Origin of the sequence: Acinetobacter sp. YH16042 (assembly GCF_013417245.1) — a bacterium.
GTDB classification, from domain to species: domain Bacteria; phylum Pseudomonadota; class Gammaproteobacteria; order Pseudomonadales; family Moraxellaceae; genus Acinetobacter; species Acinetobacter amyesii.
This window is the reverse complement of the sequence record NZ_VPEJ01000008.1, coordinates 76902-103322: the sequence shown is the minus strand read 5'-3', so window position 1 is coordinate 103322 and position 26421 is coordinate 76902. Positions and strand designations below refer to the sequence as shown.

Here is a 26421-nt window from a genome sequence, read left to right as displayed (position 1 = left end):
TTAAATTGATTAATCAGATATTTTAGTTATAAATATTATTACTTTTAGGAATATTTTAATGAATTATTTTGCTCATTTATGATGCATCTATAGACCCATTTTTGCGCACAGCAATTCATACTGAAACATGCTAGAATTCAACGTCCTCTTTGGTTTTTCACTGCCTTCATTTGTACTCGCGACTACCCATGACTTCTGAAATTTCCCTCATCCAACAAATTGATGCCCTATTGCCACAAACTCAATGTGGACTTTGTGGACACCGAGACGGCTGCTTACCCTATGCCAAAGCCATCAGTGAAGGAGAAGAAGCCAATAAATGTATACCCGGTGGTCAACCTGTGGCAGATTCACTAGCAGCGTTATTAAATCGTCCACACTTAACAGCAGAAGCCAGTGTTTGGCCCATCCAAAGTGATGGGCGCCCGCAACGGGTCAAAGCCGTGATTCGTGAGGATGAATGCATTGGTTGTACCAAATGTATCAGTGCCTGCCCTGTTGATGCCATTATTGGCTCAGGCAAATTGATGCATACGGTCTTGACGGATTTATGTACGGGCTGCGAACTCTGCATCCCACCGTGTCCAGTGGATTGTATCGACCTTGTCGAAGAGCTTGATCAAGTGCCATCTGAACCTGTTCGAATCGCAGAACAGAATGATTTACGTCGCCGCTACTATGCACATATTCAGCGTGAGGAAAAGCGCCGAATTCATCGTAAAGGCCCTATTGTACGCGCAGAAATTGATACGGAACTTTTTGCCCAATTTTCGACCCAGACAGACTCAGTACCGGTCATTGAAGTCGTGGAAAAACCTGCTACGCCAGTCGTTCAACTCGATGCAAAAACCACCATTGAACTTGCAAAAATTCGTACACAAATTAAGAAATTAGAAAAACAACTGAGTGTTCGAGACGATGCAAAAAAACGTGAGTTACTCCATACGCTCACGCAACAATTAACACAACTGCAAGGGGCTTAATCATGGCTGTTAAAAACATGACTAAGAAGCAAATTCAAACTTTTTTTGAACGCTTACGTGAGCAACGCCCCAACCCGAAAACTGAACTCAATTATAGTAGTCCATTTGAACTTTTAGTGGCTGTTACCCTATCTGCTCAGGCCACAGATGTCAGTGTCAACAAAGCCACAGATAAACTTTTTCCAGTAGCAAATACTCCTGAAGCTATTTATGCGTTAGGTGTTGACGGACTGAAGGAATATATCAAGACCATTGGCCTGTATAACTCAAAAGCGGAAAATGTCATTAAAGCCTGCAAGATTCTCATTGAGAAGCACAACAGCATCGTTCCGAATAATCGTGCAGATTTGGAAGCCTTACCCGGTGTCGGTCGTAAAACTGCAAATGTGGTGCTGAATACTGCTTTTGGTCAACCGACCATGGCCGTTGATACACATATTTTTCGTTTAGGTAATCGTACAGGATTGGCTGTCGGCAAAAATGTTCTGGAAGTCGAACACCGACTCGTCAAAGTGATTCCTAAAGAATTTATCGTCGATTCACATCATTGGCTGATTTTACATGGACGCTATTGTTGTATTGCCCGCAAACCCAAATGCGATGAATGTATCGTGTCTGATGTATGTAATTGGAATGATAAGTATGAGTTTGGTGCATTAAGACCGATTAAAACCACCCAAATTGAAGATTAATCTCTTCAATTTCGGGGTAGATGGAATTTGTAAGAATCAATTGATCAAATTGATGCTTAATTTTTATCTTGTTCTTTGTTTTTTTTATCAAACTCTTGCTGCAGCTTTGGATGTAAGCGATATTGCTTCGAGTTCAATTTAGCTTGCTCTGCTTCTTCCACTTGCACCTTACGCAACATTTTAAAGCTGACAAATAATAAGCCCAATAACACCGCCACAGCGATGATGACCATTATAACCAAAGCAAATTTCATAACAGATTCGCCCTAAAAGCCACATAAAAAAAGAGCCCCACTATGCAGTAGGACTCTTTGATTGTCAAAAATTCAAAAAAGTTGAATTATTTAGACTGATCTAAAATCGCGAACAAATCAGTTTGAACTTGATCGATTGGACGAAGACCATTTAATTTGTCATAAGTCGGTGCGTTTTCGCCAGAAGCTGCACGACCTTGGTAGAAACCAACCAATTGCTCAGTTTCAGCGTGGTAAGAACCTAAACGCTTACGAATTGTTGCTTCTTGGTCATCCGGACGTTGAACAAGGTCTTCACCAGTTTCGTCATCTTTACCTTCCACTTTTGGTGGGTTGTAAACGGTGTGATATACACGACCAGATGCAGGGTGTTGACGACGACCAGATAAACGTTGAACGATTTCTTCGTCAGGTACATCGATTTCAATCACGTGATCGATGCTAATACCTTCGTTTTCAAGCGCTTCAGCTTGTGGAATCGTACGTGGGAAACCGTCGAAAATGCAGCCGTTAACACAGTCAGGTTGAGCAATGCGTTCTTTAACAAGACCAATAATAAGCTCATCAGATACAAGGCCGCCATTGTCCATGACGCTTTTAGCTTGTAGACCTAATTCAGTACCTTCACGAATCGCAGCACGGAGCATATCACCGGTTGAAATTTGTGGGATATCGTAGCGCTTACAGATCAACTGAGCTTGTGTACCTTTACCTGCTCCAGGTGGTCCGAGTAATATAATGCGCATAAAAAAACATCCTCATTTTAAACATTGTATATGACGCTATGTAGTGATCTGAACCCAAGATTCAAATCGTCTTCCAGCATCTAATTATAAGAAAGCCACAAACAAATGTATTGTACCCGCGATAAAACCGGTTACACCACCCAAGACAATTAAAATCCATTCGTCTTCCTGAAATGCAGGACGTAATAGATTTTGAAATTCTTTCGGTGTTAGCTCACGAATACGGTCTCTAAACATTTGAAAGATTTTCTGTGCACGGCTCGCATTAAACGCAGGGTCGCATACAGGCACCATCGTAATTTCAATTGAGCGATCGATCAAGTCTGTCTTGAGTTTTGCGTACTCTTTTGGACCTAAAGACAACTGTAATGAGGTACGAACCAGTGGAGATTCCATAATTTCATTAATATGACGTTTCACAATGCGACGAGTCTTATCTTTCTTCCCGCCATACATCATTTCGGTCATGATAGATTTTAACGTAATTAGGTCTTCTGTGACTACACTTGCGAATACATCTGAAACTTCTTCTTGGCGTTTCATAAACGCCCCTTGAACATTGTACGTTCCAATACGTGGAATCACAGGTTTAATCCAAGGGAATTTACGATCTTTAGTTAATTCAAATAATTGCAAATACTTAACAGGGTGCGGCTCTATTGGATTAAATACCATCCAGATGGCAATCCAGTTGGTCAAAAAGCCCCAGATTGCGGCCCAAAATGGAACCGTCCAATGCCATGGCACCACAAACCAAACGATCATTTGGAAGATACCAAAGAACATCCCAATCAAGGCACTAATATGCCAAATAAAGTTGATTTCTTTTTGGCCAACTTTAAGGAACATACGCACCATCAAGAGACGATCCGCTTCCATTTGGCTCACCACCATTTCACGCATATCAACAAGTGACTCTACGTTCATGGTCAGTTCGGTCACGAGTTCTTTTAAGGTATTTGGCAGCTGCTTGTGTGCTTGGGCATAAATACGACGTTTAATCGAATACGGTAGGTTTTCCCAAAGCACCGCATTTCGGTCTAGCATGACTTCATCAATCAAATGTTCAAGCTCAAAGCCAACTTGTTCACCAATGATGCGCGCCATGTCCTCAGGATCCATTGCATCCAAAAACTCACGCAAGGAACCCAATTTAGACAATGTATTATCCGTAATAATGCCAGAAATACGTCCAGCTTTTCTTGGCACAATCCCCTGCCATCCCACGGGTAATGGACCTAAATGGAATCCCCAGAAAGTAATCGGGTAAAACACCATTTTCAGTGCCATCCAAACGTGTGCCCAGGTAACGAATGCGGTAACGGGGATAATACTTAGCACAGCCCAAAAATCGGGACGTTGCAAAAAGGTTTGCCACAATTCGTTAACATACTCAAGCATGCATAACTTCCATATTTAATTTTATTCAGTGAGTGCGGTTATAAAATAAAGTTGATTATTTTCACTACAAACCAAAACTTAAAGTATATGAGATTTGTAGTCTCGGTTCGGTTTCCACAATCACATTACCTGATTTGTCTTCTAATTTTTCACCCACACCCAAGCCTACACTAAACGTACTAATACGCTCGGCACTCAACATCACATAAGCAAGATCGATACCACCACCTAAACGCGCTTCATCTTCACCATCTACTTTCTTGGAGTCGATGTGGCCCGCATAAGCTCCGATATAATAACCATTTTTATCTTTGCCAGTGAAATGAACGGGGTAACGAAAGCCGACTTGCCCACCAGGTGTTTTATCATCGTTCAAGAAAACACCAGCTTTTGCATAGGCAATGCCATATGGGTTTACCCACTCACCATTCACGTGAATAATTTTTTGAGTAAAACCTGCTCCAACATTCCATGGTTGATAACCCTTACCTGTTAACTTTGCCTCAGGTAAAAATGAATTGTCATTGGCATGTGCGATGCTTCCGAGCATCATAAATGCAAGCAATGGATATAATTTATTCATTGTTTTCACAAACTTCCTTAGTATTATTTTTTGGAATATTCCTTTTTTATACGTTTCGACTTTAGCAGAATAATATGAACTGTTATACACAAAGCCCCATATTTTTCATGTCTGCAAAGTCAAAATGTAGACTGCAATCACAGCAGAGTCTTTTTTATTTATCAAAAAAATGTCAGTTGCGCTAGAATATGCCTCTTCCGTTATTTTAGCTCTCAGTCTTTAAGTCGATCGCGTATGAAGCAGCATTATCCTTTAAAAAATGTCCAGCAAGAAAAGCGGATTTATCGTAATCGCGTGGTGATTTCGATAGGGATTGTCTCCTTCTTTATGCTGTTGCTTGTGGCACGATATGCATATTTGCAAATCAAAAGTTATGAGACCTTTTCGACTGCTGCCGATCAAAACCGAATTCGATTGCAACCGCTTGCACCTTCTCGTGGTTATATCTATGACCGTAATGGTGTGTTATTAGCGGATAATTATCCGGTTTTCTCAGCAACCATGAGCCGTGCGGATGTTGAAGACATTGATGATACGGTAGAGCGCCTAACGCCTCTGTTAGAACTGACTGATGAAGACATTGAACGTTTCAAAAGTCGGATTAAAACCTCTAAAAAGACTGAACGCGTTTCGATTAAACTGAATTTAAATGAAAATGATATCGCCCGTTTTAGTGAGGTGAAATATCAATTCCCGGGTGTCAATATAGAGACCCAAATGACTCGCTACTATCCACATGGTGAACTGTTTGCCCATGTGATTGGCTACGTAGGTCGTATTAATGACAAAGAACTAAAAACGATTGATAAAGATTTATACGCTGGCTCAAACCTGATCGGTAAAATTGGCGTTGAAAAATCATACGAAGAACTTTTACATGGTATGCCGGGAAATGAGTCGGTTGAAGCCGATGCCTTTGGTAATGTGTTACGACATCTAGGTCGTAAAGATCCGATTCGTGGTAATGACTTATATTTATCCCTAGATTATGGACTGCAAATGGTCGCTTCAGAGCAGCTTGCAGATCGACGTGGTGCAATTGTGGCGATTGACCCACGTACTGGGGAAATTCTTGCTCTTGTGTCCAGTCCTAGTTTTAACCCCAATTTATTTGTTACTGGCATTAGCAGCAAAGATTATTCTGAACTACGTGATAGCCTCGATCAGCCATTATATAACCGTGCTGTGCAAGGGGCTTATCCACCGGGTTCAACGATTAAGCCAATGTTTGGTCTAGGTGGTATTCATTATGGTCTAGTGGATTGGAGTACAGCCATTTCCGATCCGGGCTATTTCACGCTTCCGGGTGACAGCCATCGTTTCCGTGACCACAAAAAAACTGGTCATGGCTCAGTTAATTTACACAAAGCTCAAGTCATTTCCTGCGATACCTATTTCTATGTCTTGTCCTATCGTATGGGCATTGAAAAAATGAATACTTGGATGCGTCAGTTTGGCTTCGGTGAAAAAACCGGTGTAGATTTACCAAGTGAAAGTACGGGGCTATATCCAAATCCTGAATGGAAGCTCCGCACACGGAAGTCCAATTGGCTCAAAGGTGAAACGATTTCCGTCAGTATTGGTCAGGGTGCATTTACTGCAACACCATTACAACTGGCGATGGCGACTGCTATTACCGCCAATCAAGGCTCACATGTTACACCTCACGTTTTGCGTGAAAGTAAAGGCGCTAAGGTTCATAAAGTCCATAACGCCCCGAATGGTCGCATTCAATTTAATGGTAAGCCAGATGATTGGATTAAAATGCATGATGCCATGATTGATGTGGTTCAAACAGGGACCGGTCGTGGTATTCGTACCCCAATGTATCAAATCGCAGGTAAAACAGGCACCGCACAGGTTAAAAGTATTGCCCAAGGTAAACGCTATAACGAATCTTTATTGACAGAGCGTCAGCTTGACCATGGTTTATTTGTTGGTTTTGCCCCTGCGGAAAAACCTGAAATTGCGATTGCCGTCGTTTGGGAAAATGGTCGTCACGGTGGTTCTGCTGCTCAAATTGCTAAACCAATGTTTGACTACTGGTTATTAACACGTAAAAAGAATCCAATTCGTCCTGCTAGCCATCAAATTAGCGGTGGTCTCATGACTGCGGGTCTAAAACCGAGTGAGTTACCAAGCGGCTCGAATATTTTATCAGCCGACCCAAATGCAAGCCCAACTGCACAGCAGAACAATAGTGCAAATACAACACCTCGTGCTGCCAGTGCCGCACATGCAACCGATGAGGAATAATTCATGAAAAATCAATTAAGAATCATTGGGGGTGAATGGAAACGCCGTCAACTGCCTTTTGCCAGTATTGATGGTTTACGCCCTACACCTGACCGTGTGCGCGAGACATTATTTAACTGGCTCATGTGGGATGTTCAAAATGCCAAAGTTCTCGACCTTTGTACAGGTTCAGGTGCTTTGTCATTTGAAGCACTCTCACGTGGTGCAGCAGAAGCTGTTTTAATTGAACCTGATCGCACCCAAGCGAAATTTCTCATGGACAATTTAGAACTCTTAAGGGTGAGTAAACAACGTGTGCAACTCAAAAACATGACGGCACAACAAGCCATTCCTAACGTGAAAGACCAATTTGATCTGATTTTCTTAGATCCCCCTTATAGTCTTGATTTATGGCAGGAACTTGCTGAATTGGTCGATCCGTGCATTGCAGACAATGGTTTAATTTATATCGAAGCTGATCGCGATCTTGCTCAGTTAAAACTCCCAAGCACTTGGCAGCAAATTAAACAAACCAAAGCTGGAACGGTGCGTGCAGGCTTATATAAAAAGGCTTAATGTAGATGCACATAAAAAAGGACGTTAATGCGTCCTTTTTTATTACTTGAAAATCATTAAACCTGTGGTCGAAGTGGACGCTGGCTGTTAAATCCACCCGGGGTTTTAGCTTTATCCACGGGCGTTACTTTAGGACGTTGTTGCTGTGGTTTTTGCTGCTGGGGCTTGCTTGTATTGGGTTTAGCTGGCGTCTGAGGCTTTGCGCTTGGACGATGCACATTTGACGGATGCTGAGATGAAGGATTCTGTACATTCGGTTTATGCGCATTTGGTTTATGCACATTCGGTTTATGAGTATCGTCTGGACGGTTATTCGAATTCGATCGTGGTGAGTTTGGTCGATGTTGCGGGCTATTCACTCGACTATATGAACGGTCATAACGCTGACTTGAGTCATAGCGCTGTCCGTATGAACCATCATATTGACCTGAATAACCATATTGATTTGCATAGCCATATCGATTCGATTGGTATCGGCCATCATCAAATGGCGCCACGACACACCCTGTAAATGTAACTGCAACCACAGATAGCAAAGCAACTTGTTTAAGCATGTGTAGCACTCCTCTTTGATGAAGAGCATTTTCACTTATCGAAATGAATTTAATTGGAAGTCTGTGTACATCTGCTGTATTTAAATATTCATGTTCTATTCATGATTTGATGTCCAATTTTGCTACATTTACTCAGTCAGCCACATTTATATAGAAAAATTCACTACAATAGCGCCACGTATTTCAAAGCTGTAATTTAATGACTTGGCTGATTTTTATTCTTGGTGCCATCTTTGCGGGATTCGTACAAGGATTAACAGGGTTTGCATTCGCCCTTATCGCAATGTCATTTTGGGTTTGGATACTCCCCCCGCAAATAGCCGCACCCTTGGTGGTCTGCGCTTCAGTTTATAGCCACTTCATCTCATTATCATCAGAACGTAAAAGCATTCCGATCAATAAAAAAATCATTTATCCCTATTTAATTGCAGGAATTTTAGGTGTACCGCTCGGCACCTATTTATTAGACAGCATTAATCCAGATACATTTAAATTGGTTTTGGGCGCTTTTTTAATGTTTTGGTGCCCAATTTTATTTTTTAATCCGAAATTTTCATTCATCCAAAAATCAGGGAAATGGGCGGATTCTAGTATTGGATATATTGCTGGAATCTTGGGTGGTCTTGGAGGCTTTTGTGGTGCATTACCCTCTGCATGGCTCATGCTGAAAAATACACCCAAAGCAGAACAACGCTATATTTTGCGACATTTCAATTTAGCCATTCAGCTCGTTACACTCATCAGCTATCTGCTACAAGGGATCATCCATCGTGAACATCTGCCCTATTCAGCCGTGCTGTTGGTGATTATGGCTTTTCCAGTGATTTTTGGTGCCAAACTTTTTTATCGCATTTCAGAACGCCAATTTAAGCATATCGTGTTAGGGCTATTATTTTCTTCAGGCTGCTTTTTGGTAACGATGAGTATCTTAACCTGATGACTCAAAACCTAAAGATATTTGTAGAAATTATTCTAATAAAACGCCTTTTCAGTTAGACATTCACATCTTGTAACAATGACACAGTTCACATTTAAATAAAAATTAGCCAAATGGTAAAAAAGTAATTAATTTTTCTGACGAAAATTAATAGAATATTGCACCTCATAATTTTGCTTAAAATAAAACCATGAAAAAGTTCATCCTGCTTGCAGGTGTAACTCTGCTTAGCGGCTGTATGTTTGGCACGTCCAGCGAAATTAAAAAAGCTGAAAAACTACTCTCACATTTTCAGTGCAATAATATTGAAAGTTCACATATGACTCATAGCTCGATTACAACTTTCCATGAAGAAAAACTAGCATCAAGCAAACAAAAAGTCGTGTCTTATATCGATAGCTATAAGCAAGGCGAAAAGTTATTTCGTATCCCGCTCATCGATGTGGTTGATCAGCAATACATTATTTATAAGGCGGCATGTCAAAATCTGGGCGGTATCCATCCCGATTTTAATGATTAAATTCAATATAAAAATCTAAACAGAATCATCTAAACGTAAAAAGGACAGCCAATACTGTCCTTTTTTATTGGATTGTTAGATTAATAATAGCGTGTATCGACACTGAAGTTTTCAGGAAATTTGGCATGAATTTGCGCGTAAAAATCCATGATTTCAGCCATATCTTTTTCATAATCGCCTGTAGGATAAACAATTTTACCCACACCCGTTTTTTTCTGCGCATAGTCCATATAGGCTAAAGCAATCGGCACACCTGCTTGCATGGCAACATGATAAAAACCGGTTTTCCACTTCTCTTGTTTAGCGCGCGTCCCTTCAGGCGTTACCAACATGACTAATTTCGGATGTTGCTTAAATAAGTCAGCCATCAGCTCAACCATACTTTGACGTGCTTCACCATCTTGTTTTGGACGACGATTAATACCAATTCCGCCCATGGCACGTACAAAAGGCCCAAACGGGAATTTCATATAACTGTCTTTAATCGTGATACGAACATTTACCCCTAAAGCTTTCAGGGCAAGGCGTGCATAAAGTGCATCCCAATTACTGGTATGTGGCGCTGCAATCATGACACATTGGTCGATATTTAAATCCCAATGGTTATCAATTTGCCACCCCATTAAGTTCAGACTTTTTTCCGCTGTTTTTTCAAACACAATTTGCACCGACAGTTTTTTCTATGCCACAGAGTTTAACAACGCAAAATAATTATAAAAGCCTATATTGTTCAGTAATCCACCAATTAATATATAAATGTCCTTTAGCGTTCACTTTTAGGTAAATCACCAATATTTCACTATTTACGAATTTTTAAAAATCAAATGTCTGTTTTGATGTATTAAGCAAAAACACAATTGTTAACAGGAATAGGCTATTTTTCTTGCGCAATAAAAGTCACGCTTAGCATTATATTGGGTACATACGGTGTATAAATCTCATGAAAAAACTAATGCTCGCTCTCTGTATGGTCAGTGCAACCCTAACGGCATGTTCAAAGACCAGCAATGAATCTGAAACCGCTATACCACCAGATAATAATGTCATTGCTAATACAGACGCTGCCTCAGAAAGTCCGATTGCCACAGGTGATAACACCGAAAATGCACTTGATTGGGCAGGTGAGTATAAAGGGATTCTACCTTGCCATGATTGCAAAGGGATTGAAACTGAACTTGAACTCAAACTTGATAAGAGCTATGAACTCAGCCAAGAGTTTTTAGGTAAACCTGCGAACACTGAAAATAAAGTGAAAGGCAGTTTTAAGTTCTTGCCAGATCAACCTGGAATGATTCAACTTGATGCTGAGGGTGACAATCGAATTTATTTTGTAGGTGAAAACTTTATTGAGCTTCGTAGTGATAAAGGTGAAAAACTAGAAATGCCTGAAGTAAATCTTAAACTCACCAAAAAGCTTGATTAGTGTTTTACTCTAACTAGGATTGTTATAAAAAAATCCCCGCAAGTAGCGGGGATTTTTTAGATCGGATGATCAGTATGAATTACATCATACCGCCCATGCCGCCCATACCGCCCATATCAGGCATAGCAGGTTTGTCTTCTGGGATTTCAGTAATCATACATTCAGTTGTAAGCATAAGACCTGCAACAGATGCAGCATGCTCAAGCGCAGAACGCGTTACTTTAGCTGGGTCAAGAATACCCATTTCAAGCATATCGCCATACTCTGAAGTTGCAGCGTTATAACCGAAGTTACCTTCACCGTTTTTCACAGCATTGATTACAACTGATGGCTCATCACCAGAGTTCGCAACGATTTGACGAAGCGGTGCTTCAATTGCACGACGTAAAATGTTGATACCAACATTTTGGTCATCGTTAGCACCAGACACACCTTCAAGTGCTTTTGCAGCACGTACAAGTGCAACACCACCACCTGCTACAACACCTTCTTCAACTGCAGCACGAGTTGCATGAAGTGCATCGTCAACGCGATCTTTCTTCTCTTTCATTTCAACTTCAGTTGCAGCGCCGATTTTGATTACAGCAACACCGCCTGCCAATTTAGCAACGCGTTCTTGAAGTTTTTCTTTGTCGTATTCTGAAGTAGATTCTTCAATTTGCGCACGGATTTGAGTTACACGCTCAGCGATTTGAGCTGCATTACCAGCACCGTCCACAATCACTGTGTTTTCTTTAGAAACAGTCACTTTATGAGCTGTACCTAAATCTTGAAGAGACGCTTGTTCAAGTGACATGCCTACTTCTTCAGAAATTACAGTCGCGCCAGTTAAAATCGCGATATCTTGAAGCATTGCTTTACGGCGATCACCGAAACCAGGCGCTTTAACCGCACATACTTTGATAATGCCGCGCATGTTGTTCACTACAAGTGTAGCCAACGCTTCGCCTTCAACATCTTCAGCAATGATAAGAAGCGGTTTACCTGTTTTAGCAACAGCTTCAAGTACAGCAATCAATTCACGGATGTTGCTGATTTTTTTATCAACAAGAAGAATGTATGGGTTTTCAAGTTCAGCTGTTAGTGTATCTTGTTTGTTTGCAAAGTAAGGGCTGATGTAACCACGGTCAAACTGCATACCCTCTACAACATCTAGAGAATCTTCAAAGCCTGAACCTTCTTCAACTGTAATTACACCCTCTTTACCGACTTTTTCCATTGCTTGAGCAATAAGTTTACCAACAGTGGTGTCAGAGTTCGCAGAGATCGAACCTACTTGTTCAATGGCTTTAGAGTCAGAAGCAGGTTTAGCAGTCGCTTTAATTTCAGCAACAACAGCTTTAACCGCGATGTCGATACCGCGTTTAAGATCCATTGGGTTCATACCAGCAGTAACTGATTTGATCCCTTCATTTAGGATTGCTTGAGCAAGTACAGTTGCAGTTGTTGTACCGTCACCCGCGATGTCATTGGTTTTTGAAGACACTTCACGAACCAGCTGAGCGCCCATGTTTTCAAACTTGTCTTTTAACGTGATTTCTTTAGCAACAGAAACACCATCTTTAGTGATGTGCGGCGCACCGAAAGAACGGTCGATGACAACGTTACGGCCTTTAGGACCTAAAGTCACTTTTACAGCATCTGCAAGTACATTTACACCCGCGATCATTTTTGAACGCGCTGAATCACCAAATTTTACGTCTTTAGCTGACATGTCTAACTCCGAATCTTTTTAAAATTTTTAACAATTTATGATGAATAAAAGGGTCTAAATGCGTGTACGAAACTTAAGCTTCAAGTACCGCTAAGATGTCAGACTCTTTCATAATAAGAAGCTCTTCGCCTGCTACTTTTACTTTTGTACCGGCATAAGTGCCAAACAATACGTTGTCACCAACTTTAACGTCTAATGCACGTACGCCATTGTCAGTTACTTTGCCATTACCTACAGCGATTACTTCGCCTTGAGCAGGTTGTTCAGCTGCTGAAGTACTTAAAATAAGACCACCAGCAGTTTTAGTTTCCTTTTCAACACGGCGAATCACAACGTTGTCATGCAAAGGACGAATATTGCTCATAGTTAACTCCAGACTAAGTCTATTTACTAGATAAAAGACGATGACATTTTGATTTCCATAAGCCATCGACAAAAAATAATTTAGATGACACTTTTGTGGGGATGGAAAAAAACCCTTCAAGGGCAAATTCTAAATTTTTTCATCTTTTTGTATTTTTTTTCTTCAAAATTTAAATTTAAATGGTTAAAGCTCATCTAAAACATGAGTGCTGAGATTTTCTTCAAATATTTTTAACTTTGAATGATAAAAATAATGTCGCACATTCATCTGCTCATCAATGACATTAAAACTGTTGGCAAGGTTATCGTGTAGGCGATATGACGTTGCAGTTCCAGCATGAATATCCCAAACTGGATGCGCAGCACCTAAAGCATAAATCTGATTGAGGTCATAGCTGGCTGGAACATGTAAATGTCCATGCAATAAACCATTTAAACCGTGTTGACTCCACTGTTCGAGTGCCAAACGCCCTTGAACAGGACAATCTTTCACACCATGCGGGTCATTGGGCGGCGTATAAAAAGGTTGATGCGCTATGATTAATTTCACTTTATTGGGCGGCGCATGTCTAAGTAATTCCTCGACATGATATATTTGCTCGAGCGATACATGCCCTCGCGTATGGTAACGACGGCGAATACTATTGATCCCAATTAAATAAAAATGCTCGGTTTCCAGTACATTTTCCATGGCACCAAAAAAAAGTTGATAACGTGCAAAAGGACTAAAAACACGGTTCCATAAATGATACAGTGGAATATCATGATTCCCCGGTACAACGATATATGGCAGCTTTAAGCTTTCTAAAAATTGCTTACATGCATAAAACTGACGATAGCGCGCACGTTGGGTCAAGTCTCCACTGGCAACCACGGCCTCGATACGCTGTTCACGACAAAATTGCTGAATCGCGCGCATACACTCTGGCTTTTCAGTGCCAAAATGCAGATCAGACAGATGCAGTATCATGTGGCACCCGTATCTTTAAGGCTTGTTTTTGCACTCGAATTTTAAGCGGCGGTTTCATTTCTACAATCTCACCATCCACAGCAACGGTCATTTTTTTTCGTTGGGTATGTATGGTGACTTCATCAGCGGCAAAACTATACACATCTGGTGCATTGTCGATATTGCCACGGATTAACTGCCATAAAATTTTAAATAACGTTTTCTTATCACTTTTTGCGACCACCACACCTGCAACTTTACCTGCCTCTGCATCCTTAGCAATTTGCAAGTTTAAATCGGCCAATTGCAATTGATTATTGCCAAAAAAGATCAAGGCCGTTTTGACTGGATAAATATGATGATCCACTTCGATTTCCAATTTTAACTCTTTGCGATCTCGAATCAGCACATCCAAACCTGAGGTATAAGCGTGCAATGGGAAACGACCAAACTTTTGATTATAAAACTCTCTTTTTTGTATAAATAAAGGATACAAGCCCAAACTGGCATTGTTTAAATAGATATGTTCATTGATTTGCGCCACGTGCACCTGTCGATTATTGCCTGTCGCAATCACCTGTGCCGCTTGAATTAAATCGAGAGGAATATTGAGTACGCGCGCCACATAATTAAATGTGCCCAAAGGTAAAATCCCCATAGGAATATCGGTATGCATCAACTGATGAGCAACAGCATTTAAGGTTCCGTCCCCGCCTGCCGCAACGACAACGCCCAAATTATCGGGGTCTTGGTGGCGTGCAAACACCTTGCTCATTAAAGTATCAAAACTGGCTTCTTGCCCAAGCTCAAATGACTGTATTTCGAAATCATGATCGGATAATATCCGCACAAGTTCCTCATAGACTTCATCTTTGTTTGCAGCATGAAATCCTGATTTTTTATTATAAATAATAGATAAAGGCTTGGCTTGTTTAATCACTTTTTATACATCTTGGCCGCTTAGTTTTGTATTTTGTCGAATTTAACAGCAAATAATAGCGCCTTTATGTAAAAATCGAATTACCACCATTTATTTAATCAATAATAATTCTCAAATATCAAATACATGCAACTTTTTGTTTTTATTAAAAATAAATATATAAAATATTGTCCATCACATTAATAAATAAAGTTAAAATTCGCCATAAAATATAGTAAGTTATTGTATTTTATTTATATTTAACTTAAATAGCATTAACTACCAAAAAAAATCTACCACTTCTTTAGTCTTATTTTTTTTATGATTTTATGCTTTAATACAGCCACTTTTTTTCATCTTTTATCTGCATGATGTATCCCATAATGCAGATTATACTTTGTACGGTTAGTACATTTTTGAGATAGGCCTCACCATGACCCAAGTGAACGCACCAGAATTCGTTCGTCACCCTAAGCTCATTGCTTGGGTGGAAGAAATTGCCAAATTAACCAAACCAGCAAAAATCGAATGGTGTGACGGTAGCGCAGAAGAATATCAACGTTATATCGACTTGATGATCGCTAACGGCACTATGCAAGAACTTAACCAAGAAAAACATCCTGGTTCTTACCTTGCTAATTCTGATCCTTCTGACGTTGCTCGTGTTGAAGGTCGTACTTACATCTGTTCTGAAAAACAAGAAGATGCAGGCGCAACAAACAACTGGGAAGCTCCAGCTGAAATGCGTGCTCGTCTGAATGGTTTATTTGACGGTTCAATGAAAGGCCGTACTTTGTACGTAGTTCCTTTCTCTATGGGTCCTTTAGGTTCTCATATTGCTCACATCGGTATCGAACTTACTGATTCTCCTTACGTTGCTGTAAGCATGTCTAAAATGGCTCGTATGGGTAAAGCTGTTTATGACGTACTTGGTACTGACGGTGACTTCATTCCTTGCGTACACACTGTTGGTGCTCCGCTTGAAGAAGGTCAAAAAGACGTTGCTTGGCCTTGCAACCCTGAAAAATACATCGTTCATTACCCAGAAACTCGTGAAATCTGGTCTTACGGTTCTGGTTACGGCGGTAACGCATTGTTGGGTAAAAAATGCCTAGCTTTACGTATTGCATCTTCTATGGGTCGTCAACAAGGTTGGTTAGCTGAACACATGCTCATCCTTGGCGTGACAAACCCACAAGGCGAAAAACACTACATCGCAGCTGCATTCCCTTCTGCGTGTGGTAAAACAAACTTCGCGATGTTGATTCCACCAGCGGGTTACGAAGGTTGGAAAATTGAAACTGTAGGTGACGATATTGCTTGGATCAAACCAGGTGAAGACGGTCGCTTATATGCAATCAACCCTGAAGCTGGTTTCTTCGGTGTAGCACCTGGTACAAATACCAAGACTAACCCGAACTGTATGGCGACTCTTCATAAAGACGTAATCTATACCAACGTTGCTGTAACTGACGAAGGTGAAGTATGGTGGGAAGGTCTGACTAAAGAAGCGCCTGCTAACTTGACTAACTGGAAAGGTCAACCACACACCGGCGAAGAAAAAGCAGCTCATCCAAATGCTCGTTTCACTGTTTCAGCTGGTCAATGTCCTTCTATTGATGCCGACTGGGAAAATCCAGCAGGTGTTCCAATTTCTGCGTTCATCTTCGGTGGTCGTCGTGCAGACACAGTGCCTCTAATTTCAGAAGCATTTGACTGGGTTGACGGTGTTTACAAAGCTGCAACTATGGGCTCTGAAACAACTGCTGCTGCTGTTGGTCAACAAGGTATCGTTCGTCGTGACCCATTCGCAATGCTTCCATTTGCGGGTTACAACATGGCTGACTACTTCTCTCACTGGTTAGAACTTGGTGAAGAAGTTGCTGCTAAAGCTAAAGCTGCTGGCAATAAACTTCCTGGTATCTACAACGTGAACTGGTTCCGTCGTGATGCTGAAGGTAACTTTGTATGGCCTGGTTTCGGTCAAAACATGCGTGTTCTTGAGTGGATCATTGACCGTTGTGAAGGTCGTGCAGACGCTGTTGAAACACCTATCGGCCTTGTTCCAACATACGAACAATTGAACTGGACTGGTTCAGACTTCACTAAAGAGCAATTCGAGCTTGTAACTTCTCAAGATAAAGATCAATGGATCAAAGAACTTGAAAGCCACACTGAATTGTTCAACAAACTTGGTGATCGCTTACCAAAAGCACTTAAAGTACGTCAAGACGAACTTTTAGAAGCTGTAAAAAAATCTGCTTAATTGGCCTTTAATTTCCCTCCTTTAAAAGAGGGATTAAGGAAGATTTAAAAGACCGCCTTGCGCGGTCTTTTTTTATATCAACTAAGCCACATCTTGAGCTTTTTGCTTTATTCGTATTGCCATTAAGTATTCATCCAAAACATCAACTTCAGCTGCACTGAATTGCAAATATAACTTTGTCCGTCTTTGCAAAATATCTTCAGAACTTCTCGCCCACTCCTGCTCAACTAAATAATCCACTTCTTGAGCATACAAACCATGTCCAAAGTTTTGACCCAATTCATCAATCGAAGTTAAATGATTCAGTAAAGCCCAAACACGTGTTCCATAAGCATGTGCCCAACGACTGGCTAGACTGATCGAAACCCCTCGCACTTTTTGTTGGATTTCAGCTATCAACTGCTCGATTGATTCTAAATTTTCCGCACCAGGCAATGCTGTATCAGCAGTCCAAGGTTTGGATCGATGATGAAAAACAGTTTTAAGCTGATCTAATGCCGCTTCTGCTAGTTTTCGGTAAGTGGTAAGTTTGCCACCAAAGATTGAAAGTAATGCAGCCCCTTCTACATCGGTCAGTGCCAAAGTATAATCTCGCGTGACTGCGGCTGGATTATCTGACTCATCATCACACAGCGGACGCACACCTGAATAAGTTGAAATGATGTCCGTTTGCGTCAATTGAGTTTTAAAGTGATCATTTGACACATCAAGCAAGTAATCGATTTCTTCTTGGCTTATCTTTACTCGATTTGGGTCTGCATGATATTCACGATCTGTCGTGCCGATCAGTGTAAATTGTTCTAAATAAGGGATCGCAAAGACAATGCGATGATCATCATTTTGCATAATAAAAGCTTTATCACCCTCAAAAAGTTTTGGAACAATGATATGACTACCTTGTATCAGCCGTATACCATAAGGTGACTCTTGCTTTAACCCCTGTTTTATAAAGTCAGCAACCCAAGGACCTGCCGCATTCACCAATACTTTAGCCTGCACATTTTGCAAACCCTTAGCATTTTTTAAACATACCTGCCAAATACCTCCCTTACTATATGCATTTAAACATTCTGTTCGAGTCAGAATCTGTGCACCATATTCACGTGCTTGTATCGCATTGAGTACAACCAAGCGTGCGTCATCCACTGCACAATCGGAATATTCGAACCCTCGGGTAAATTTGGATGCTAAAGGACTATTTTCCAAGTCAAATTCAATACCATTTGAGCCTGCAAGCTGTTCTCGCTTACCCAAATAATCATAAAAGAATAATCCAGTACGAATTAGCCAAGCCGGTCGTAAGTGCGGTTCATGTGGCATGATAAAACGCATCGGTCGAATAATATGAGGGGCTTTTTTAAGCAGAACTTCACGTTCTGCCAGTGCCTCACGTACCAAACGAAATTCTTTATGTTCTAAATAGCGAAGACCACCATGAATTAATTTGCTACTTGCAGATGAAGTGTGGCTCGCGAGATCGTCTTTTTCACAGAGCAAAACACTTAAACCCCGCCCCGCTGCATCACAGGCAATACCAACACCATTTATTCCACCACCAATGACCACCATGTCATATATTGATTGTTGTTGTGTATTCATCGCTCCCTCCCACTCTGTCTTTTTATTCAACAATGCTTCGTTTTCTTTGCTTTATTATTTTTCTCATTGATCATGCTTTTTTGATCAAGTACCTATTTTGATCAAGATATCTGTACGCTGAGTTTTTTATATCCTTCAATAAATGAGAAGTTATATTTTAAATGTACGTTTAAAAGCTTGCTGGCTCAAGCATGAAATCAATCATTTTAAAGTCAGAACCTATATTCAAAGCAAACATAATTACAAGCAGTTGATTTGTATTTTTTTTCAACCTAATCTTTTTTAAAATTTTATTTCAAGCTTTTATATATTGCATGTTCAGCTGCAGAAGCCTTCAGTTTTGATGTACCCCGTTTATGCACTTACAGATACCATCTTTGGTGGTACTGCAGAATTTTTTGCCCTAAGTTTCAAAGAAGCTGGCTATGAGACATGGTTCTTCATCTATGTAACCATCATGATTTTTATTTCATTATTGGTCTACGTCTTTATGAAAGACACCAAACACCATTCCAAAATTCAGGAGCATTGATCAGGTTCATTTGATGATGACTTATTGATCAAGCTGATCAAAAACAGCATGTTTTTCCAATCAAAGCCTCAATCGATGAGGCTTTGTTGTTTTCATTTAGTCGTGAAAAATCTATCTGGTCAAAAAATTCGCATCTTATAGACTAAAGTCGCATGATTTTCTGCGACAACAGGAGTATAAATTAAATAAATATAGTTCCATCTCCCATTTCGACAAAATATATTGATTTAAACTTTTCCCAAAGAGTTTAAATGGATATGTTTTGCATTCATTCCTTGGAGAATGATGTGTCAAATTCATCTGAGCCAGTTGTTCCTGAACAATTGGATAGAAAAACTCGTGTCAAATCTATCCTCGGCGGATCTGCCGGCAACCTCGTTGAATGGTACGACTGGTATGTCTACGCTGCCTTTACCCTTTACTTTGCACCGCAATTTTTCCCTGACGGTGACAATACTGTAAAACTCTTACAAGCAGCTGCAGTCTTTGCACTCGGTTTCTTAATGCGTCCAATCGGCGCATGGGTCATGGGTATTTATGCAGACCGCAAAGGTCGTAAAGCAGGTTTAACGCTGTCTGTATCGTTGATGTGTGTCGGCTCACTGATGATCGCATGTGCGCCAACCTATGATTCTGTAGGCATGCTCGCACCCGCTATTCTACTTTTAGCGCGTTTACTCCAAGGCTTAAGTGTCGGCGGTGAATATGGCTCTAGTGCGACCTATTTGACTGAAATGGCAGGGAAAAACCACCGTGGTTTCTTCTCAAGTTTCCAATATGTCACACTGATTTCAGGTCAGCTATTGGCTCTTTGCGTTTTAATTATCCTACAACGCAATTTCTCAGAACAAGCTTTAACTGAATGGGGCTGGCGTGTTCCGTTCTTCATCGGTGCGTTGCTCGCTATAGTGGTGTTCTGGATTCGTCGCGGTTTAGTTGAAACTCAATCCTCTAAAGAAGCTCAAGAACAAGCTAAAAATGGTGGTCCAAAATCAGGTGCTTTAGCGTTATTTACCAAATACCCTAAACAAGCCTTCACTGTGATCATGTTGACTGCCGGTGGTACTTTAGCGTTCAACACCTTTACCACTTATTTGCAAAAATATTTGGTCAACACGTCTGGCTTTGAAAAAACCACAGCAACTGAAATTACCACTGCTGCGATTTTCATCTTCATGCTTTTACAACCTGCTGTTGGTGCGCTTTCAGACAAAATTGGTCGTAAGCCAATCATGATCGCCTTTGGTGTGCTTGGTGTACTCTTTACCATTCCAATTTTCAATGGAATCGGTTCTACGACTAGCCCAACCACTGCATTTATGCTCTGCATGAGCGGTATGGTGATTGTCACTGGTTATACTGCGATTAATGCCGTAGTAAAAGCAGAGTTGTTCCCTGCGCACATTCGTGCTCTAGGTGTTGCATTGCCTTATGCCATTGCAAATACACTCTTTGGTGGTACCGCAGAACTTGTGGCTTTGAGCTTCAAAAATGCAGGCCATGAAAACTACTTCTTCTACTACATTACATTCATGATTGGTTTATCTTTAATTACCTATGTCTTCATGAAAGATACCAAAAAACATAGCATGATCACTGACGATTAATTCGCTCAGCCCTGCTATTCCACTTAAGCTCATCAAAGCCTATTTTGATGAGCTTTTTTTATCTCCATTTCCATCCATTCATCGACTCGTCCACATCATAATTTAATCAAACTTCTTTGGCTTTCTTGGTTTTCGCCATCGAGTCGACAGACGGACTATGGCATACTGAGCATACAAATACACACGGCGAATGAATGATGAAAAATATTTACAAAGTTTTAAGTTTGGGTATTGTTGCAATGTCGATGGCTGCTTGCCAAAGCACTCCACGTGCTTTTAATGGTCAAACGGGCTTTCAAATAGAGTCCAAATCTGAAGATAGCGCAACACTTGCATATACTTTAGCGGGTCGCCAAAACCAACAACTGGATGCCAATAAATTACAACGTGCTTGCCAAAAAGTATTAAATACGCAAAAGACCTATAAATTACAAATCTTAAGCGTGAACGAAATTGCAAATCCTGCTTTGGAAAATACCCAGTACGGCCGTCAAATTGGTAATACACGTGCGAACTTCGGTCTGTCAAATACCCCAGACCTTCGTAACTCTGAAAGCTTAGGCGCACGCGATGCACTCGATGCTCGCCCTGCCACCTTACGTGTGGTTCGTTATACTTGTTCTTAATCAAATTTGCTGTTCAAAAGACAAAAAAAAGACGCTTTGAGCGTCTTTTTTTATGGGTTCAATATTTATAGGGTTTTATAAAAACTCACATTTCGAAACTCAGGTGATTCATCCAAATCAGGCCATGTTGTTGCGCTACGTTCATCGAGTTTTTCATATTTAGGATGACTAAAGTTTTTCACACGACTGTCTGCCACCCACACTTCTGGAGCAAACTTTAAAAACTCATCCAAAAAGAAACGGTTGCATTGGTCATATAGCACATCTGCAGCCAATAAAATATCGACTTGTTCGGCTTTATACAGATCGTCCAAATATTCGAGTTCAACATTATTCAACTCTGCATTGGCACGGCATGCATCTAGGCTCACTTGGTCGATGTCACAGCAGATCACGCGTTTCGCCCCTGCCATTTTTGCTGCAATCGCCACCACGCCTGAACCTGCACCAAAGTCCAATACCACTTTATCTTTGACATGATGCGGCTCAGCCAATAGCCACTGCGCCATAGCAAGCCCTGAAGCCCAGCAGAAAATCCAATACGGCGTATCATTCCATATACGACGAATGACTTCATCATCCAATTTATCGGTTGGAAATACCGGTGGAATCAACCATAGAGAAATAGGTGTTTCAGGCAACTGTTGAGCATGCAATTCACAATGCGGAATGACTTCATGCAGTGCTTTCAGTAAATGTTCAGGGGCTTTGGGAAATTGGAAAGTACAGCTCATTGGAATTTTATTTTTCGAATATGCAGAATTTTAGTGTCATAAAAGCCTAAATTAAGATCGGAAGTTCCCTCTCCTGAGCAAAATTTAAAGCACTGCTTTTAAATTGAAGCGCAAGAGAGGGTTAGGGAGAGGATTATTTATAAAAAAGCACCCTCACCCCAACCCTCTCCCACAGGGAGAGGGAGCAACATAGAATCAATTTGAGACGATCAGTTCCCTATACTTTTAGGAGATGAGAAGCACTGCTTCGCAAGAGAGAGGTCTAAAGATTAACCCAACGCTTTTTCAGCAGCTTCAACAGTTTGACGAATCAACGTTGTAATGGTCATAGGACCTACACCACCCGGAACAGGTGTATAAGCAGAAGCAACGTCTTCAATACCCACCAATTGGATATCACCTACACCACCGCCATTACGTGGATGAAAGCCAGCGTCAACAACCACTGCACCCGGTTTGATCCAATCTTTTTGAATCAATTCAGCTTTACCTACCGCACCCACAATAATATCCGCTTGCTTAACAAAGTCAGCTAAGTTTTGAGTACGTGAGTGGCAAGTGGTCACTGTTGCATTCGCTTCAAGTAGCATCGCAGACATTGGTTTACCCAAAATTGCAGAACGACCCACAACAACCGCATGTTTCCCTGCGATTTCAATGTTGTTTTCTTTTAAAATGGTCATGATGCCTGCAGGAGTCGCAGAACCATATGCTGCTTCACCCATTGCCATACGGCCGAAACCTAAGCAGGTCACGCCATCCACGTCTTTTTCAAGAGAGATCGCATCGAAACAAGCACGCTCATCAATTTGAGCAGGTACGGGGTGTTGTAACAAAATACCGTGAACATCTGGATTTGCATTCAATTTTTCAATTTCAGCAAGCAATTGCTCAGTTGTGGTTTCTTTAGGAAGCTCAACTTTTAATGAATCCATACCAACACGGCGGCAAGCATTCCCTTTCATACGTACATAAGTTGCAGATGCACCATCGTCACCTACCAAAATAGTCGCAAGAATTGGGGTACGACCAGTTTTCTCTTTTAGCGCTTCTACGCGAGTCAACAAGTCAGCTTCAATTTTCTTCGCCAATGCACGACCATCTAAAACTAATGCCACGGCACTTCTCCAAGTGATGATATGAATCAATTTTGCACATAATACATGATTATTTTAAATTTTTTACCTTGTATGCTGCTTTTATGCTCATACAGATGAATCTGCTATTGTTTTTTTTTCAGAGCTTGCTAATATACGCATCAACAAGACATGGCGGGGTGGCAGAGTGGTCATGCAGCGGACTGCAACTCCGTGTACGCCGGTTCGATTCCGACCTCCGCCTCCAATCTTGTTAAGCCCGAGTGGTGAAATCGGTAGACACAGGGGATTTAAAATCCCCCGCCCACAAAGCGTGCCAGTTCGAGTCTGGCCTCGGGCACCATTCTTCTACTACTGAAGATGGTGTAATAAAGAACCCAGCGATAAGCTGGTTTTTTTATGCCTAAAATTTAGTAAAACAATAAAAAAGAGGAACATTGCCCTCTTTAATTATTTTAAAACACCATGCAAATACATCGTGTTTTAAAGATAAAACTTTAGATTACTTCAACCACAATCTTACCCACATGGTCGCCTGTATCCATGGCTGCATGCGCCTCTTGAATTTGATCAAACTTAAATGTTTTGTAGATCATTGGCAGACATTCACCTTTAGACCATAACGGAACAACATTTTCCTGAATGCCTTTGGCAATCTCTGCTTTTTCTGCAGTATTACGCGCACGCATGGTTGAGCCTGTAATGGTCAAACGCTTCATCATGATTTGACCCAGTTTCACCTCTTTGGCCTTTGCACCACCTAAAAATGCGATATAGACCAAACGACCATCACGACGTAATAGATTGAGGTTCTGCGCCAAATACGGTGCGCCAACAATATCTAAAATGACATCTACACCTTGCTCATTGGTCGCTTCATTAATCACTTGCTCAAAGTCTTGAGTCTTGTAGTTAATCGCATGCGTGATATCAGAGATCGCTGCCACTTTTTCATCTGAACCGACTGTTGCAAAGGTTTTCATGCCCAACGCATTACACAGCATGATTGCCGTAGTTCCAATACCACTGGTTCCACCATGAATCAGCACCGTTTCACCTGCTTTGGCTTTGCCCATTTGGAACACATTGGCCCATACGGTAAAGAATGTTTCAGGAATCGCTGCAGCTTGAGTAAAGCTGACGCCTTCAGGAATCGCAATGGTTTGGCTTTCAGGCACCACGCAATATTCTGCATAACCGCCACCATTGGTCAGTCCGCAAACCTTATCGCCCACCTTAAACAAAGTGACTTCTGCACCCACAGCAACCACTTCACCTGCCACCTCTAAACCCGGTACTGGTGTTACCCCTTTCGGCATTGGGTACAAGCCTTGACGTTGCAAAATGTCTGGACGGTTAATACCAAAGGCATGCACTTTAACCAACACTTCATCCGCTTTCGCATCTGGGATGGCAACGCTTTCATAGGCCAGTTTATCGACACCGCCCGGTTCAGTAATAATGACCTGCTGCATGCTTTGCTGTGACATTGTTTTTCCTTTTCAATTATTGACTATTCATCTATCTCTGCACTATTTGAACATAGAAATGCCGCAGAATGAATAAACATGGACTTATGTATAATCTGTACTGTATTTCGTAAATGAATAATAGGCCAAGCATGTCTCAGATCATTGAATACAATGAAGATAACGCCAGTGACTATGAATGGTTTGATGGTTTTGCCATAATTCGCTTCTATGCAGACTGGTGCGCGCCCTGTGTGCAAAACTTCCCTGTCTTTGAGCAGTGTGCACAGCAAATATCTGCCCAGCATGCACAGCTCAAATTTGGCAAGGTCAATGTTGACTCTTCGCCTATACTGACCTTGCGTTATAACGTTTATGGCCTACCTTCAACCTTGCTGTTTTATCGTGGGCAAGTGATTCAACGTATTGCAGGTGTCAAATCACTCTCTGAATTAACAACCATCATTCAAAGCGCTATGCAGTCACACTCAGACAACGACTAAGCAAATTGCCTAACTGTTATTTGGAAGTCGGTTCATTCGGCAAGCGTACAAACTTCATTAATGTATTACGCACCAATGGCAGCACAATCAAAATAAGCGGAAATGCCATCATCCACGATAGGCTCCAAGCATGCAGCCAAATCCCTAAAAAGCCCTCAACCGCACCGACTTTTAAATAAATATTAAAGCAAGAAATTGAGCCACTCATTATGCCAGATAGGATCAAAGGCATTAACCACGTGAGATGCTTAGGATGAAATTTTGGGAGATTATTCATGGCTTTCACCTTGTTCTATCGTTACTGATTGTGTACTTGAAGTTTTCACTGTTTGTTTTAGGGTTTTCATAAATTGAATAAATTGCGGTAAAAACGCCTTAAATAAAGGGATGTCTTTATTTTCCAGCAAGGTTTCACCAAACAGCTTCAAACCCACGGCAAAAGCTTTGGTCTTTTCATCATCTAACAATTGCGCTTTAGTCAAATGCTCTAGCACCTTAAACATGTCATCATGGTTGTAAGCATTAAACTGCAAAGCTTCGGTATAGGTCGATGGATTGCCCTGTGCATCGGCAATGTGTTTGAGCGTGATTTCATATTGATGCTGCTTCATTGTGTTACCTCCATACGGCTGATTTCGACGGCCGCCTGATCGATTTTTTCTGCAATGGCATACACCTGCTCGGGTGTCAATTCACAGTGCTGAATTTTGATGCGTAGTGATGCTTTTAGGTTTTCCATCGCGCGTTTGATATCAACGTATTGTTCATTGTTATGAATTTGCTTGCGGGTATCAAAACGGCACAGGATTTTCTCTACAGTGGCTTTTTCTGCATCTAGATGCGCTAAGCCGGACTGCGTAACGCTGTATTGTTTACGGTCTTCTGCATTCAATTCTGCATGGATGTATTGCTGTTCTTCTAGGTAATTCAGCGTTGGGTAAATTGTACCTGTGCTGGGGCTGTAGCCACCGCCGACGATTGTGCCGACATCTTTGATAATGTCATAGCTGAACTTAGGCGCTTGGGAGATCAGATGCAGTACCAATAGTTTCATGTGCCCTGCTTCAAACAGGCGTTTTCGGGTTTTAACTGGACTATCGTTACTGTCGAGAAGGTCTGAATTTGACATTGCAAAGATA

The 26421-nt window shown here is 41.2% G+C and carries 28 protein-coding genes, 2 tRNA genes and 1 pseudogene; 14 read left to right on the top strand and 17 right to left on the bottom strand.

Annotated features, from left to right (window positions below):
• Positions 1 to 188: 188 nt before the first annotated feature.
• Together FTV37_RS08060 and nth are read left to right on the top strand one after the other, a co-directional pair.
• Positions 189 to 983, top strand: a complete 795-nt coding sequence (locus FTV37_RS08060; protein ID WP_180003967.1) for an RnfABCDGE type electron transport complex subunit B — start codon at positions 189 to 191, stop codon at positions 981 to 983.
• A 2-nt stretch (positions 984 to 985) separates the two neighbouring features.
• Positions 986 to 1675 (top strand): endonuclease III, encoded by a 690-nt coding sequence (gene nth, locus FTV37_RS08055; protein WP_180020700.1) that lies wholly within the window; start codon positions 986 to 988, stop codon positions 1673 to 1675.
• Positions 1676 to 1731: 56 nt separating this feature from the next.
• On the opposite strand, the gene FTV37_RS08050 is transcribed toward nth, so the two are convergent.
• From FTV37_RS08050 to FTV37_RS08035, 4 genes are all read right to left on the bottom strand, one after another.
• Complete coding sequence (locus FTV37_RS08050) at positions 1732 to 1929, bottom strand: hypothetical protein (protein ID WP_180063484.1); 198 nt, start codon at positions 1927 to 1929, stop codon at positions 1732 to 1734.
• An 86-nt stretch (positions 1930 to 2015) separates the two neighbouring features.
• Entirely contained in the window at positions 2016 to 2675 is a 660-nt protein-coding gene (gene adk / locus FTV37_RS08045) for an adenylate kinase (protein WP_078189866.1), read from the bottom strand.
• An 84-nt stretch (positions 2676 to 2759) separates the two neighbouring features.
• On the bottom strand, positions 2760 to 4076 hold the full coding sequence (locus tag FTV37_RS08040) for a hypothetical protein (protein ID WP_168378316.1): 1317 nt from the start codon (positions 4074 to 4076) through the stop codon (positions 2760 to 2762).
• Between the two features lie 64 nt (positions 4077 to 4140).
• Positions 4141 to 4659 (bottom strand): hypothetical protein, encoded by a 519-nt coding sequence (locus FTV37_RS08035; RefSeq protein WP_180063483.1) that lies wholly within the window; start codon positions 4657 to 4659, stop codon positions 4141 to 4143.
• 234 nt (positions 4660 to 4893) lie between these two features.
• On the opposite strand from FTV37_RS08035, the gene mrdA reads away from it, so the two are divergent.
• Positions 4894 to 6915, top strand: coding sequence for a penicillin-binding protein 2 (gene mrdA, locus FTV37_RS08030; protein ID WP_180063482.1), 2022 nt, complete (start codon positions 4894 to 4896; stop codon positions 6913 to 6915).
• 3 nt (positions 6916 to 6918) lie between these two features.
• Positions 6919 to 7470: a 16S rRNA (guanine(966)-N(2))-methyltransferase RsmD gene (gene rsmD / locus FTV37_RS08025; protein WP_180063481.1), complete on the top strand. Its 552-nt coding sequence runs from the start codon at positions 6919 to 6921 to the stop codon at positions 7468 to 7470.
• Positions 7471 to 7526: 56 nt separating this feature from the next.
• Here the strand turns inward: rsmD and FTV37_RS08020 are convergent, their stop codons facing one another.
• Entirely contained in the window at positions 7527 to 8024 is a 498-nt protein-coding gene (locus FTV37_RS08020; protein ID WP_180063480.1) for a hypothetical protein, read from the bottom strand.
• Positions 8025 to 8223: 199 nt separating this feature from the next.
• On the opposite strand from FTV37_RS08020, the gene FTV37_RS08015 reads away from it, so the two are divergent.
• Together FTV37_RS08015 and FTV37_RS08010 are read left to right on the top strand one after the other, a co-directional pair.
• Positions 8224 to 8961, top strand: a complete 738-nt coding sequence (locus FTV37_RS08015; RefSeq protein ID WP_180063479.1) for a sulfite exporter TauE/SafE family protein — start codon at positions 8224 to 8226, stop codon at positions 8959 to 8961.
• Positions 8962 to 9151: 190 nt separating this feature from the next.
• Positions 9152 to 9481 (top strand): hypothetical protein, encoded by a 330-nt coding sequence (locus tag FTV37_RS08010; RefSeq protein WP_180024138.1) that lies wholly within the window; start codon positions 9152 to 9154, stop codon positions 9479 to 9481.
• Between the two features lie 80 nt (positions 9482 to 9561).
• Here the strand turns inward: FTV37_RS08010 and FTV37_RS08005 are convergent, their stop codons facing one another.
• Complete coding sequence (locus tag FTV37_RS08005; RefSeq protein WP_180063478.1) at positions 9562 to 10140, bottom strand: 1-acyl-sn-glycerol-3-phosphate acyltransferase; 579 nt, start codon at positions 10138 to 10140, stop codon at positions 9562 to 9564.
• 281 nt (positions 10141 to 10421) lie between these two features.
• Between FTV37_RS08005 and FTV37_RS08000 the strand changes: the two genes are divergently transcribed.
• Positions 10422 to 10904: a copper resistance protein NlpE gene (locus tag FTV37_RS08000; RefSeq protein WP_180063477.1), complete on the top strand. Its 483-nt coding sequence runs from the start codon at positions 10422 to 10424 to the stop codon at positions 10902 to 10904.
• 79 nt (positions 10905 to 10983) lie between these two features.
• Here FTV37_RS08000 and groL read toward each other — a convergent pair whose 3' ends face one another.
• The 4 genes from groL to FTV37_RS07980 all read right to left on the bottom strand — a co-directional run bounded on the left by groL (position 10984) and on the right by FTV37_RS07980 (position 14870).
• On the bottom strand, positions 10984 to 12618 hold the full coding sequence (gene groL / locus FTV37_RS07995) for a chaperonin GroEL (RefSeq protein ID WP_180063476.1): 1635 nt from the start codon (positions 12616 to 12618) through the stop codon (positions 10984 to 10986).
• Positions 12619 to 12691: 73 nt separating this feature from the next.
• A complete protein-coding gene (groES, locus tag FTV37_RS07990; RefSeq protein ID WP_078192966.1) occupies positions 12692 to 12982 on the bottom strand; it encodes a co-chaperone GroES in 291 nt (96 codons plus the stop codon).
• Between the two features lie 183 nt (positions 12983 to 13165).
• Positions 13166 to 13951 (bottom strand): metallophosphoesterase, encoded by a 786-nt coding sequence (locus FTV37_RS07985; RefSeq protein ID WP_180063475.1) that lies wholly within the window; start codon positions 13949 to 13951, stop codon positions 13166 to 13168.
• A complete protein-coding gene (locus FTV37_RS07980; protein WP_180063474.1) occupies positions 13932 to 14870 on the bottom strand; it encodes a diacylglycerol kinase family protein in 939 nt (312 codons plus the stop codon). Before FTV37_RS07980 ends, FTV37_RS07985 begins: the two co-directional genes overlap by 20 nt.
• Positions 14871 to 15282: 412 nt before the next feature.
• Between FTV37_RS07980 and FTV37_RS07975 the strand changes: the two genes are divergently transcribed.
• Positions 15283 to 17115, top strand: coding sequence for a phosphoenolpyruvate carboxykinase (GTP) (locus tag FTV37_RS07975; RefSeq protein ID WP_180007483.1), 1833 nt, complete (start codon positions 15283 to 15285; stop codon positions 17113 to 17115).
• Positions 17116 to 17196: 81 nt separating this feature from the next.
• Here the strand turns inward: FTV37_RS07975 and glpD are convergent, their stop codons facing one another.
• Positions 17197 to 18714, bottom strand: coding sequence for a glycerol-3-phosphate dehydrogenase (glpD, locus tag FTV37_RS07970; protein ID WP_180063473.1), 1518 nt, complete (start codon positions 18712 to 18714; stop codon positions 17197 to 17199).
• Between the two features lie 355 nt (positions 18715 to 19069).
• Here glpD and FTV37_RS07965 point away from each other — a divergent pair.
• The 3 genes and pseudogenes from FTV37_RS07965 to FTV37_RS07955 all read left to right on the top strand — a co-directional run.
• Positions 19070 to 19246, top strand: a pseudogene (locus FTV37_RS07965) (alpha-ketoglutarate permease); the annotation flags it as partial.
• 287 nt (positions 19247 to 19533) lie between these two features.
• Complete coding sequence (locus FTV37_RS07960) at positions 19534 to 20853, top strand: MFS transporter (RefSeq protein ID WP_078190125.1); 1320 nt, start codon at positions 19534 to 19536, stop codon at positions 20851 to 20853.
• Positions 20854 to 21050: 197 nt separating this feature from the next.
• Positions 21051 to 21479, top strand: a complete 429-nt coding sequence (locus FTV37_RS07955) for a hypothetical protein (RefSeq protein ID WP_180063504.1) — start codon at positions 21051 to 21053, stop codon at positions 21477 to 21479.
• 65 nt (positions 21480 to 21544) lie between these two features.
• Here FTV37_RS07955 and FTV37_RS07950 read toward each other — a convergent pair whose 3' ends face one another.
• Complete coding sequence (locus tag FTV37_RS07950) at positions 21545 to 22213, bottom strand: methyltransferase (protein ID WP_078189884.1); 669 nt, start codon at positions 22211 to 22213, stop codon at positions 21545 to 21547.
• A 269-nt stretch (positions 22214 to 22482) separates the two neighbouring features.
• Positions 22483 to 23331: a bifunctional methylenetetrahydrofolate dehydrogenase/methenyltetrahydrofolate cyclohydrolase FolD gene (folD, locus tag FTV37_RS07945; RefSeq protein WP_180063472.1), complete on the bottom strand. Its 849-nt coding sequence runs from the start codon at positions 23329 to 23331 to the stop codon at positions 22483 to 22485.
• 152 nt (positions 23332 to 23483) lie between these two features.
• Between folD and FTV37_RS07940 the strand changes: the two genes are divergently transcribed.
• A tRNA-Cys gene (locus FTV37_RS07940) sits at positions 23484 to 23557 on the top strand.
• Between the two features lie 10 nt (positions 23558 to 23567).
• Positions 23568 to 23653 (top strand) — tRNA-Leu (locus tag FTV37_RS07935).
• Positions 23654 to 23807: 154 nt separating this feature from the next.
• Here FTV37_RS07935 and FTV37_RS07930 read toward each other — a convergent pair.
• Positions 23808 to 24800 carry an NAD(P)H-quinone oxidoreductase gene (locus tag FTV37_RS07930; RefSeq protein ID WP_180063471.1) on the bottom strand — a complete coding sequence of 331 codons (993 nt, stop codon included), beginning with the start codon at positions 24798 to 24800 and terminating at the stop codon, positions 23808 to 23810.
• 131 nt (positions 24801 to 24931) lie between these two features.
• On the opposite strand from FTV37_RS07930, the gene FTV37_RS07925 reads away from it, so the two are divergent.
• Complete coding sequence (locus tag FTV37_RS07925; protein ID WP_180063470.1) at positions 24932 to 25282, top strand: co-chaperone YbbN; 351 nt, start codon at positions 24932 to 24934, stop codon at positions 25280 to 25282.
• 16 nt (positions 25283 to 25298) lie between these two features.
• Here the strand turns inward: FTV37_RS07925 and FTV37_RS07920 are convergent, their stop codons facing one another.
• Genes FTV37_RS07920 through FTV37_RS07910 form a run of 3 tightly spaced genes read right to left on the bottom strand, consistent with a single transcriptional unit; the run spans position 25299 to position 26411 of the window.
• Complete coding sequence (locus tag FTV37_RS07920; protein WP_180063469.1) at positions 25299 to 25559, bottom strand: DUF2798 domain-containing protein; 261 nt, start codon at positions 25557 to 25559, stop codon at positions 25299 to 25301.
• Positions 25552 to 25893 carry a DUF3861 domain-containing protein gene (locus FTV37_RS07915; protein ID WP_180063468.1) on the bottom strand — a complete coding sequence of 114 codons (342 nt, stop codon included), beginning with the start codon at positions 25891 to 25893 and terminating at the stop codon, positions 25552 to 25554. Before FTV37_RS07915 ends, FTV37_RS07920 begins: the two co-directional genes overlap by 8 nt.
• Positions 25890 to 26411: a PadR family transcriptional regulator gene (locus tag FTV37_RS07910; RefSeq protein ID WP_180063467.1), complete on the bottom strand. Its 522-nt coding sequence runs from the start codon at positions 26409 to 26411 to the stop codon at positions 25890 to 25892. Before FTV37_RS07910 ends, FTV37_RS07915 begins: the two co-directional genes overlap by 4 nt.
• Between the last annotated feature and the right edge of the window lie 10 nt (positions 26412 to 26421).

Bases quoted from the DNA above. Each gene is read 5' to 3' on its own strand.
- mrdA (WP_180063482.1), top strand. From the start codon at position 4,894: ATGAAGCAGCATTATCCTTTAAAAAATGTCCAGCAAGAAAAGCGGATT.
- FTV37_RS08040 (WP_168378316.1), bottom strand. From the start codon at position 4,076: ATGCTTGAGTATGTTAACGAATTGTGGCAAACCTTTTTGCAACGTCCC.
- FTV37_RS08010 (WP_180024138.1), top strand. From the start codon at position 9,152: ATGAAAAAGTTCATCCTGCTTGCAGGTGTAACTCTGCTTAGCGGCTGT.
- FTV37_RS07985 (WP_180063475.1), bottom strand. From the start codon at position 13,951: ATGATACTGCATCTGTCTGATCTGCATTTTGGCACTGAAAAGCCAGAG.
- FTV37_RS07975 (WP_180007483.1), top strand. From the start codon at position 15,283: ATGACCCAAGTGAACGCACCAGAATTCGTTCGTCACCCTAAGCTCATT.
- FTV37_RS07915 (WP_180063468.1), bottom strand. From the start codon at position 25,893: ATGAAGCAGCATCAATATGAAATCACGCTCAAACACATTGCCGATGCA.
- FTV37_RS07955 (WP_180063504.1), top strand. From the start codon at position 21,051: ATGAAAAATATTTACAAAGTTTTAAGTTTGGGTATTGTTGCAATGTCG.
- adk (WP_078189866.1), bottom strand. From the start codon at position 2,675: ATGCGCATTATATTACTCGGACCACCTGGAGCAGGTAAAGGTACACAA.
- FTV37_RS08000 (WP_180063477.1), top strand. From the start codon at position 10,422: ATGAAAAAACTAATGCTCGCTCTCTGTATGGTCAGTGCAACCCTAACG.
- FTV37_RS08015 (WP_180063479.1), top strand. From the start codon at position 8,224: ATGACTTGGCTGATTTTTATTCTTGGTGCCATCTTTGCGGGATTCGTA.
- groES (WP_078192966.1), bottom strand. From the start codon at position 12,982: ATGAGCAATATTCGTCCTTTGCATGACAACGTTGTGATTCGCCGTGTT.
- FTV37_RS07950 (WP_078189884.1), bottom strand. From the start codon at position 22,213: ATGAGCTGTACTTTCCAATTTCCCAAAGCCCCTGAACATTTACTGAAA.
- FTV37_RS07920 (WP_180063469.1), bottom strand. From the start codon at position 25,559: ATGAATAATCTCCCAAAATTTCATCCTAAGCATCTCACGTGGTTAATG.
- FTV37_RS08060 (WP_180003967.1), top strand. From the start codon at position 189: ATGACTTCTGAAATTTCCCTCATCCAACAAATTGATGCCCTATTGCCA.
- FTV37_RS08050 (WP_180063484.1), bottom strand. From the start codon at position 1,929: ATGAAATTTGCTTTGGTTATAATGGTCATCATCGCTGTGGCGGTGTTA.
- nth (WP_180020700.1), top strand. From the start codon at position 986: ATGGCTGTTAAAAACATGACTAAGAAGCAAATTCAAACTTTTTTTGAA.
- FTV37_RS08020 (WP_180063480.1), bottom strand. From the start codon at position 8,024: ATGCTTAAACAAGTTGCTTTGCTATCTGTGGTTGCAGTTACATTTACA.
- FTV37_RS07930 (WP_180063471.1), bottom strand. From the start codon at position 24,800: ATGTCACAGCAAAGCATGCAGCAGGTCATTATTACTGAACCGGGCGGT.
- groL (WP_180063476.1), bottom strand. From the start codon at position 12,618: ATGTCAGCTAAAGACGTAAAATTTGGTGATTCAGCGCGTTCAAAAATG.
- FTV37_RS08035 (WP_180063483.1), bottom strand. From the start codon at position 4,659: ATGAATAAATTATATCCATTGCTTGCATTTATGATGCTCGGAAGCATC.
- rsmD (WP_180063481.1), top strand. From the start codon at position 6,919: ATGAAAAATCAATTAAGAATCATTGGGGGTGAATGGAAACGCCGTCAA.
- FTV37_RS07925 (WP_180063470.1), top strand. From the start codon at position 24,932: ATGTCTCAGATCATTGAATACAATGAAGATAACGCCAGTGACTATGAA.
- FTV37_RS07910 (WP_180063467.1), bottom strand. From the start codon at position 26,411: ATGTCAAATTCAGACCTTCTCGACAGTAACGATAGTCCAGTTAAAACC.
- glpD (WP_180063473.1), bottom strand. From the start codon at position 18,714: ATGAATACACAACAACAATCAATATATGACATGGTGGTCATTGGTGGT.